The following is an 8,014-nucleotide window of genomic DNA, read 5'->3' on the forward strand; positions in this document are numbered from 1 at the left end:
CGCCCACGCCGCATGCACGAGCCCATCGACCTCGGCACGCTGCGGGTGGTGATCGCCGCGGCCGACCTGGGCTCCATCAGCGCGGCCAGCGAACGGCTGCACCTGGCGGTGGCCGCCGCCAGTTCGCGCATCACGACGCTGGAAGACGCACTGGGCTTTCGCATCTTCGAGCGTTCCTCGCGCGGCGTGCAACTCACGCCGGCCGGCCAGATGCTGGTGCAGCGCAGCCGCGCCCTGCTGACCGACGCCGACCGCCTGGCCCAGCACCTGCAGGGCTACAGCCAGGGGCTGCAGGGCCAGGTGCGCGTGCTGGCCAACACCTCGGCACTGCTCGAGGTGTTGCCGCAGCGCTTGCAGCGCTTCCTCTGCAGCCACCCGCTGATCCGCGTGGACATCGAGGAACGCGGCAGCCCCGAGATCCCGCTCGCGCTGATCGAAGGCCGCGCCGACTTCGGCGTGGTCGACCTGCCGGTGCCACCCGCGGGCCTGGCCTTCACGCCCTTCTTCAGCGACACGCTGGTGCTGCTCGCACCCGCTTCGCACCGCCTCGCGGGCCGCAAGAAACTGCGCCTGGCCGACGCGCTGGACGAGCCCTTCATCACCCTGAGCGACGGCACCGCGCTGTCCAACCGCCTGCTGGCCTCGGCCACCGACGCGGGCCGCTCGCTCAACGTGCGCATGCGCATGCGCGGCTTCGACGCGGTCTGCCGCATGGTGGCCGCCGGCCTGGGCGTGGGCGTGCTGCCGCTGGAGGCCATTGCGCCGCAACTGGCGCACCTGCCGCTGGTGGCCGTGCCATTGAGCGACGCCTGGGCGCGGCGCACGCACAGCATCGCCACGCGCACCGACGCGCCGCTGGCCCCGGCGGCCGCCACGCTGGTGCGGGCGCTGACCCGGTGACCTCCGTGCCGCGCACGGCGGTGCGAGCCCCTTCGGGCGACCGGACGTGGCTCGGCCACTGAGCCCGACGGGCTTTCGCCAAACGCGAAAGCCGCCTTCCGCGCAGGCCATTGCTGCGCGGCGCAGGCCCTTCCTACACTGCCCGCGACCCCCCAACGAACACGCCGCCGCCACCGGTGGCGCAGGAGACATGATGAAGATCGCCCGCGTCTGGGCCACGCCGCTGAACCTGCCGGTCACCGTGCAGGCCGCCCGAGGCAGCAAGACCACCAGCCTGTCCGTCTGCCTCGTGTCCATCGAGACCGACACCGGCCTCGTCGGCACCGGCATGACCGCCATCACCGAGGAAGAGGTGATCGGCAGCATCGTCAACGACATCGCGGCGCACCACCTGGTGGGCCTGGACCCGCTGCGCCACGAGCAGATCTGGGAGCGCCTGTACTGGCTGCTCACGCCGCGCGGCCAGTCGGGCTACGCCAGCCATGCCATCGCGGCCATCGACCTCGCGCTCTGGGACCTCAAGGGCCAGGCCCTGGGCCAGCCCTGCTGGCGCCTGCTGGGCGGCGCGCGCGACGAGGTGCCGGTGTACGCCACCTTCGGCTTCGCCTTCTTCGAGCGCGACGAGCTGGCCGCCGCCGCGAAGGACTGGGTGGCGCGCGGCTTCACGCGCCTGAAGATGACCGTGGGCCACCACGCCCTGGCGCGGCGCGACGAGCCGCGCCCGCTGGACGCGGTGATCGCCGAGGACGTGCAGCGCACCCGCGCCGTGCGCGAGGCCGTGGGCCCGGACGTGCAGATCTACATCGATGCCAACTGCAGCCTGGACTACTTCCATGCGCTGAAGCTGGCGAAGCAGGTGGAGCCCTTCGACATCAGCTTCTTCGAGGAGCCGGTGACGCACAACGACATCCCCAACCTGCAGAAGCTGCGCGCCAAGACCGGCATCCCCCTGGCCGCCGGCCAGAACGAGGGCCTGGCCACGCGCTTTCGCGACCTGCTGGTGGCGCAGGCGGTGGACGTGGTGCAGCCCAACGCCTGCATCAGCGGCGGCTTCACGCAGTGCGGGCGCATCGCGGGCATGGCGGCGGCGTTCAACACGCGCTTTGCCAACGGGGGCGCCTGGCCGCACCACAACATGCACCTGCACGCGGGCCTGGCCAATGGCTCGCTGGTCGAATACCACTCGGTCGCGGTGCAGTGCTGCGAACTGGTCTTCGACGATCTGCCCAAGCCCGAGCGCGGCGTGCTGCGCCTGCCCGAGACACCGGGCCTGGGCTTCAAGCCAAATCCCGAGCGACTGGCCGAGCTGGCCAAACGGCCCGGTTCACGCGGCGCGGGCAAGGCCTGAAGCGCTCGCCCCACGACCACGACCACAACGACAGGAGACAAGACATGCAAGACACGACAAGCCACGCTTCATCCCGCCGCCGCTCCCTGATCGCCGCGCTGCTGGCCGCCGTCGCCACCACGGGCGTGGCCACCCCCGCCGCCGCGCAGGACTGGCCCACGCGCCCCATCCGCCTGGTGGTGGGCTACTCGGCCGGCGGCGGCGTGGACGCCATGGCGCGCCTGGTCGCGCCACGTCTGGCCGACAAGCTGGGCCAGCAGGTGGTGGTGGACAACCGCACCGGCGCGGCCGGCCTGATCGCCGGCGACACCGTGGCGCGCGCCGCGCCCGACGGTTACACGCTGATGCTGGGCGACAGCTCGCTGCTGATCGCCCAGTACCTGAAGCCGCAGATGAGCTTCGACCCCATCAAGTCCTTCACGCCGGTGGCCGGCCTGTTCACGCTGCCGCTGGTGATCGTGACGGGCAACGACTTCCCCGCCAAGACGCCGGGCGAGTTCGTGGCGCTGCTGAAGAAGCACCCCGGCCGCTACTCCTACGCCACCTCGGGCGTGGGCACGGTGCACCACCTGGGCTTCGAGATGCTCAAAGGCCAGACCGGCGCCTACGTGGTGCACATCCCCTACCGCGGCGCGGCGCAGATCGTGCCCGACGTGATGAGCGGCCAGGTGCCGATCGGCGTGGTGAGCGCGGCCTCGGCCATCGCCCAGGCGCGCGCCGGCAAGCTGCGCGCGCTGGCGGTGATGAACCCAGTGAAGCTGCAGGGCGGCGAGGACATCGCGCCGCTGTCGGACGCGCTGGCGGGCTTCTCGGCCGTGCCGCGCCTGTACGTGCTGGCGCCGGCCGGCACGCCCGCGCCCATCGTCGAGCGGCTCAGCGACTCGCTGCGCCAGGTCATGGAAGCGCCAGACATCGCGCAGGTGGCGGCCCAGCAGGGTGCCGTGCCGGCCTACATGCCGGCCGGCCCCCTGGCCGCCGACGTCGCGCGCGAGTCCGCCGCCTGGGGCAAGGTCATCCGGGAGCAGAAGATCTCGGGGCAGTGAGGCCGGCCTCACCCGCAGGCGGCTCAGCGGCAGGGCGGGGGCTCGGGCAGTTCCTGGCAGCGCTGGAAGGCCTCGGGCTTGAGCCCGCCACCCACCACGCGGTAGGCGTCGAAGCAGGCCTGGCTGGCCGCGTAGCGGTGCCAGGCCACCTCGCAGGCGGGCACGCCCGGCGGCAGCGGCGCGTCGGCCGGCACGGCCGTGGCGCGGTAGCGCTCGGGGATGTCCACCGCCTGGGTGTAGTGGGTGTAGCCGTCGCGGTCGGTCCAGCGCCAGATCTCCGCTGCTGCGGCGCACAAGGGCGACACGGCGGCGGCCAGCACCAGGGCGGGAAGTGTGAATCGGCGCATGGGCATCAGACCGCGCAGTATCCGCCCGGTTCCCCGCCCCCGCCACTCTGAAAATGTTTCAATCCGCGCCAGCGCGCTTTCACGCGCGGTGGGCGGGGCGGCTCGCTACCATCGCCGCCAACCCGGACCGACACACAACGAGGAGACCCCGTCCATGACCGTGATCACCAACATCGAAGACCTGCGCGTGCTGGCGCAAAAGCGCGTGCCGCGCATGTTCTACGAGTACGCCGACTCCGGCTCCTGGACCGAGGGCTCCTACCGCGCCAACGAAGCGGACTTCCAGAAGATCAAGCTGCGCCAGCGCGTGGCGGTGAACATGGAGAACCGCAGCACGCGCACCACGCTGGTCGGGGTGGACGCGGCCATGCCGCTGGCCATCGCGCCCACCGGCCTCACCGGCATGCAGCACGCCGACGGCGAGATCCTCGCGGCGCGCGCGGCCAGGAAGTTCGGCGTCCCCTTCACGCTGTCCACCATGAGCATCTGCTCCATCGAGGACGTGGCGCAGCACGCGGGCGAAGGCTTCTGGTTCCAGCTCTACGTCATGAAGGACCGCGCCTTCATCGAGCGACTGATCGACCGCGCCAAGGCCGCCCACTGCGGCGCCCTGGTGCTCACGCTGGACCTGCAGATCATTGGCCAGCGCCACAAGGACCTGAAGAATGGCCTGACCGCGCCGCCGCGCCTGACGCTGCCCAACATCCTCAACATCGCCAGCAAGCCGCGCTGGGCCCTGGGCATGCTGGGCACGAAGCGCCGCCAGTTCGGCAACATCGTGGGCCACGTGCAGGGCGTGAAGGACATGGCCAACCTGGGCGCCTGGACCTCGCAGCAGTTCGATCCCTCGCTCAACTGGGCCGACGTGGAATGGATCAAGCAGCGCTGGGGCGGCAAGCTCATCCTCAAGGGCATCCAGGACGTGGAGGACGCACGCCTGGCCGTGCAAAGCGGCGCCGACGCGCTGATCGTGAGCAACCACGGCGGGCGTCAGCTCGACGGCGCGCAGAGCAGCATCGAGGCGCTACCGTCCATCGTGGCCGAAGTGGGTTCGCAGATCGAGGTGCACATGGACGGCGGCGTGCGCAGCGGGCAGGACGTGCTCAAGGCCCGCGCCCTGGGCGCGCGCGGCTGCTACATCGGCCGCGCCATGCTCTACGGCCTGGGCGCCATGGGCGAGGAAGGTGTGAGCAAGGCGCTGGAGATCATCCACAAGGAACTCGACCTGACCATGGCCTTCTGCGGGCACACGAACATCGAGAACGTGGACAAGTCCATCCTGCTGCCGGGCACCTACCCGACGGCCTGAGCCCGGGCGCTCAGCGCAGCTCGTACACGAAGGTGCTGACCACGCGCAGCCGCTTCTCGCGCGAGCTGCCGTCGTCGTAGTCGCTGCCGGCGGCGCCGCTGATCTGGATCACGCCCTGGTTGGCGCTTTTCAGGGCACCCAGCCGGGCGCCCGCCTCGGCGGCGAACTTCTCGGCCTGCTCGCGCGCGTTGCGCGTGGCCTCGGCCAGCAGCGGGGCCTTCACGTCGTTGAAGCCGCGCAACTGGAACTGCGGGCCGCCCGAGCCCGGGCCTTCGCCGCCCAGTTGCACGCCCGCCTGGATCAGCGGGTCCACCGCCAGCGCCGCGGCCTGCACCTCGGCCACGCGCGCGGACTTCACGATGACCTGCCCCGTGCCGTTGAAGCGCAGGGGCTGGTTGCCCGAGCCGTACTCGCGCGCGAACAGGTCCTGCACGCCCAGCGGTCGCACCTCGATTTCCTCGTCCTTGAAGCCGCGCTGCTTGAGGAAGCCCACCACCGCATCGCGGTCGCCCGCGAGCGCCTTCTGCACCGCGTCGAAGGCGTTGCCGCCGCGGCGAAAGCCCAGGGTCCAGACGGCGAAATCGCTCTCCACGTTCTTCTCGGCCAGGCCCTTGACGGTGACGCTGCGGTCGGCGAGGCGGAAGCGCTCCAGTCCCTGGCTGACGGCCAGGCCGGCGATGGCGACGCCAGCGCCGACCAGCGCGGCGGCGAGCAATCGGGTGAGGGGATGGGTCATGAGGGCCTCCTGAGTGATTGCGACATACCGGGGCATGGTAAGCGGGCTACGATTCGCGCGTGAACGCCCAGCGCCGCATCGCCCACCTCGACATGGACGCCTTCTTCGCGTCAGTCGAACTGCTGCGCTACCCGCAGCTCAAGGGCCTGCCCATGGTCATCGGCGGCGGGCGCCGGCGCGAGACCGCGATGTTCGAGCGCCTGCGCGAGGCCTTTCCCGACACCGACTGGGGACCCGACACCCTGGACCGCATCCCGGTGGACTTCTTCCCTCGCCTGAGCGAGTACGTGGGCCGCGGCGTGGCCACCACGGCCACCTATGCGGCGCGCCAGTTCGGCGTCGGCTCGGCCATGGGGCTCATGAAGGCCGCCAGGCTGTGCCCGCAGGCCATCCTGTTGCCGGTGGATTTCGACGAGGTCAAGCGCCTGTCGCGCACCTTCAAGCGCGTGATCATGGAGATCGCGCCGGTGATGCAGGACCGCGGCGTGGACGAGGTGTACATCGACTTCACCGACGTTCCCGGCGGCCAGCGCGAAGGCGGGCGCGTGCTGGCGCGGCTCATCCAGAAGAGCATCTTCGAGGCCACGGGTCTCACCTGTTCCATCGGCGTGGCGCCCAACAAGCTGCTGGCCAAGATGGCCAGCGAGTTCAACAAACCCAATGGCATCAGCATCGTCCAGCCCGAGGACCTGCAGCGCCTGATCTGGCCCCTGCCCTGCCGCAAGGTCAACGGCGTGGGGCCCAAGGCCGACGCCAAGCTGCAGACCTTCGGCATCCACACCATCGGCGACCTCGCCGCGCGCGAGCCCGAGTGGCTGGTGGCGAACTTCGGCAAGAGCTACGGCGCCTGGCTGCATGAGGTGGCCTGGGGCCGGGACGACCGCCCTGTGGTGACGGAAAGCGAGCCCGTGGGCATGAGCCGCGAAACCACCTTCGAGCGCGACCTGCACGCCGTGCACGACCGCGCCGAGCTCGGCACCATCCTCACCGAACTGTGCGAGCAGGTGGCCAACGACCTGCAGCGCAAGGGCTACCTGGCGCGCACCATCGGCATCAAGCTCACCTACGTGGGCTTCACCAAGGTCACGCGCGACCTGACGCTGGACGAGCCCACGGCCGACGCCGCCACCATCCGCCGCGCGGCGGGCCAGTGCTTGAAGCGCGTGGACCTGACGCGGCGCTTCCGGCTGCTGGGCGTGCGCTCGTCCAAGCTCGTCAAACCGGGGACAGACGAGGCCGACGGCGCCGACCAGAATGCCCGCCACCCCAAGCCCCGAGACAAGGCCCACCGCGATGAACACACCGACCTGCTTTTCCCTGAGCTGGACTGACCCGGACGTGGCGCACCTGGCGCTGAACCGGCCCGAAGCGCTCAACACCATGGGCCCCGTGTTCTGGCGCGAGCTCGACGCGCTGCTGCACGAGATCAACGCCGAGGGCCGCGCCCGCGCCCTGGTCATCAGCAGCACCGGCAAGCACTTCAGTGCCGGCATGGCGCTGGAGACCTTCGGTGGGGCGATCACCATGGACGACCAGAGCCCCGAAGGCCGCGCCGCCATCTTCGACCTGCTGTCGCAGATGCAGGCGACCTTCACCCGCCTGGAAACCTTGCGCGCGCCGGTGGTCTTCGCCATTCAGGGCGGCTGCGTGGGCGGCGCGGTGGATCTGGTCACCGCCGGCTGCATTCGCTACGCCAGTGCCGACGCCTTCTTCTGCATTCAGGAAATCAACATCGGCATGGTGGCCGACGTGGGCACGCTGCAGCGCCTGCCCAAGCTCATTCCCCTGGGTGTGGTGAAGGAGCTGGCCTACACGGGGCGGCGCCTGCCGGCTGCACGCGCCCAGGCTCTGGGGCTGGTGAACGACGTGTTCGACAGCCACGCCGCCACGGTGGAGGCCGCGCTGCAGTGCGCGCGCGAGATCGCCGCCAAGCCGCCGGTGGCCATCTGGGGCACCAAGCAGGCCGTGAATTACGCCCGCGACCACTCGGTGGATGACAGCCTGCGCCAGATGGGCTGGCTGCAGGGCGCCATCTGGAGCAACGCCCACGTGCGCGAGGCCATCGTGGCCGCCAAGGAGCGGCGCGCGGGCCAGTTCACCTCGCTCACGCCGCTGCGCTCTTTTCAGGACAGCGACTGAGCCCTGCCCCGCCGCTCAGAAGCGGTGCCGCACGCCGACCTGCACGCCCGACGACACGCAGCAGGGCACGGGGTTGTTGAAACCCAGTGCCGACTGCGCGCCGTTGCGCACGCGGGTGTAGTGCGCGTACAGCGCGGTGCGGTGGGAGAGGTTGTGATGGCCTTGCAGCGTGAGGAGGGTCGCGTCGTCGTC

The 8,014-nt window shown here is 70.7% G+C and carries 8 protein-coding genes; 6 read left to right on the forward strand and 2 right to left on the reverse strand.

Going from position 1 to position 8,014, the window contains the following annotated elements:
- Positions 1–12 precede the first annotated feature (12 nt).
- From VLG41_RS02195 to VLG41_RS02205, 3 genes are all read left to right on the forward strand, one after another.
- The gene (locus VLG41_RS02195; RefSeq protein WP_325347761.1) at positions 13–900 is read left to right on the forward strand and encodes a LysR substrate-binding domain-containing protein; all 888 of its coding nucleotides are present in this window, start codon (positions 13–15) and stop codon (positions 898–900) included.
- A 193-nt stretch (positions 901–1,093) separates the two neighbouring features.
- Complete coding sequence (locus VLG41_RS02200; RefSeq protein WP_325347762.1) at positions 1,094–2,248, forward strand: mandelate racemase/muconate lactonizing enzyme family protein; 1,155 nt, start codon at positions 1,094–1,096, stop codon at positions 2,246–2,248.
- A 44-nt stretch (positions 2,249–2,292) separates the two neighbouring features.
- On the forward strand, positions 2,293–3,291 hold the full coding sequence (locus VLG41_RS02205; RefSeq protein ID WP_325347763.1) for a Bug family tripartite tricarboxylate transporter substrate binding protein: 999 nt from the start codon (positions 2,293–2,295) through the stop codon (positions 3,289–3,291).
- Between the two features lie 23 nt (positions 3,292–3,314).
- Here the strand turns inward: VLG41_RS02205 and VLG41_RS02210 are convergent, their stop codons facing one another.
- Positions 3,315–3,638, reverse strand: a complete 324-nt coding sequence (locus tag VLG41_RS02210) for a DUF4124 domain-containing protein (RefSeq protein WP_325347764.1) — start codon at positions 3,636–3,638, stop codon at positions 3,315–3,317.
- 154 nt (positions 3,639–3,792) lie between these two features.
- Between VLG41_RS02210 and VLG41_RS02215 the strand changes: the two genes are divergently transcribed.
- Positions 3,793–4,947 carry an alpha-hydroxy acid oxidase gene (locus VLG41_RS02215; protein WP_325347765.1) on the forward strand — a complete coding sequence of 385 codons (1,155 nt, stop codon included), beginning with the start codon at positions 3,793–3,795 and terminating at the stop codon, positions 4,945–4,947.
- A 10-nt stretch (positions 4,948–4,957) separates the two neighbouring features.
- Here the strand turns inward: VLG41_RS02215 and VLG41_RS02220 are convergent, their stop codons facing one another.
- Positions 4,958–5,683 carry an SIMPL domain-containing protein gene (locus VLG41_RS02220; protein WP_325347766.1) on the reverse strand — a complete coding sequence of 242 codons (726 nt, stop codon included), beginning with the start codon at positions 5,681–5,683 and terminating at the stop codon, positions 4,958–4,960.
- Between the two features lie 92 nt (positions 5,684–5,775).
- On the opposite strand from VLG41_RS02220, the gene VLG41_RS02225 reads away from it, so the two are divergent.
- Positions 5,776–7,014 carry a DNA polymerase IV gene (locus tag VLG41_RS02225; protein ID WP_325347769.1) on the forward strand — a complete coding sequence of 413 codons (1,239 nt, stop codon included), beginning with the start codon at positions 5,776–5,778 and terminating at the stop codon, positions 7,012–7,014.
- Positions 6,977–7,822 carry an enoyl-CoA hydratase-related protein gene (locus VLG41_RS02230; RefSeq protein ID WP_325347767.1) on the forward strand — a complete coding sequence of 282 codons (846 nt, stop codon included), beginning with the start codon at positions 6,977–6,979 and terminating at the stop codon, positions 7,820–7,822. Before VLG41_RS02225 ends, VLG41_RS02230 begins: the two co-directional genes overlap by 38 nt.
- The last annotated feature ends 192 nt before the right edge of the window (positions 7,823–8,014 follow it).

The sequence above is a fragment of the Hydrogenophaga sp. genome, assembly GCF_035481345.1.
Classification (GTDB): domain Bacteria; phylum Pseudomonadota; class Gammaproteobacteria; order Burkholderiales; family Burkholderiaceae_C; genus Hydrogenophaga.

What these genes read in the sequence shown, in the direction of transcription:
- VLG41_RS02195 (WP_325347761.1), top strand. Translation starts at nt 13, where the DNA reads ATGCACGAGCCCATCGACCTCGGCACGCTGCGGGTGGTGATCGCCGCG.
- VLG41_RS02200 (WP_325347762.1), top strand. Translation starts at nt 1,094, where the DNA reads ATGAAGATCGCCCGCGTCTGGGCCACGCCGCTGAACCTGCCGGTCACC.
- VLG41_RS02205 (WP_325347763.1), top strand. Translation starts at nt 2,293, where the DNA reads ATGCAAGACACGACAAGCCACGCTTCATCCCGCCGCCGCTCCCTGATC.
- VLG41_RS02210 (WP_325347764.1), bottom strand. Translation starts at nt 3,638, where the DNA reads ATGCGCCGATTCACACTTCCCGCCCTGGTGCTGGCCGCCGCCGTGTCG.
- VLG41_RS02215 (WP_325347765.1), top strand. Translation starts at nt 3,793, where the DNA reads ATGACCGTGATCACCAACATCGAAGACCTGCGCGTGCTGGCGCAAAAG.
- VLG41_RS02220 (WP_325347766.1), bottom strand. Translation starts at nt 5,683, where the DNA reads ATGACCCATCCCCTCACCCGATTGCTCGCCGCCGCGCTGGTCGGCGCT.
- VLG41_RS02225 (WP_325347769.1), top strand. Translation starts at nt 5,776, where the DNA reads ATGGACGCCTTCTTCGCGTCAGTCGAACTGCTGCGCTACCCGCAGCTC.
- VLG41_RS02230 (WP_325347767.1), top strand. Translation starts at nt 6,977, where the DNA reads ATGAACACACCGACCTGCTTTTCCCTGAGCTGGACTGACCCGGACGTG.